Annotated in this window: 1 pseudogene; it reads left to right on the top strand. The window is 63.8% G+C overall.

Going from position 1 to position 276, the window contains the following annotated elements:
- A pseudogene (locus tag SB771_RS34270) lies at positions 1-276 on the top strand (nitric oxide dioxygenase); the annotation flags it as partial.

The raw sequence follows: 276 nt of genomic DNA, 5'->3' as shown, positions 1-276 counted from the left end.
CGCGCGATCCAGGATTCGCACCGGCAAGTCGTGTTCGTGCACGGCGCGCGCAACAGCGGCGTGCATGCGATGCGTGACCGGCTGCGCGAGACGGCCAGCACCCATGCGAACTTCAAGCTCGTCGTGTTCTACGACGACCCGCTGCCGCAAGATGTGGAAGGCGTCGACTACGACCTGAAAGGGCTGGTCGACGTGAATGCGATCAAGGACGCGCTCCTGCTGCCCGATGCCGATTACTACATTTGCGGCCCGGTGCCGTTCATGCGGTTGCAGCAC

The organism is Burkholderia sp. SIMBA_051, from assembly GCF_046534915.1.
Taxonomy (GTDB): Bacteria; Pseudomonadota; Gammaproteobacteria; order Burkholderiales; family Burkholderiaceae; genus Burkholderia; species Burkholderia ambifaria.
The sequence above is the reverse complement of the archived record's forward strand: the minus strand, read 5'-3'. Positions and strand labels throughout refer to the sequence as shown.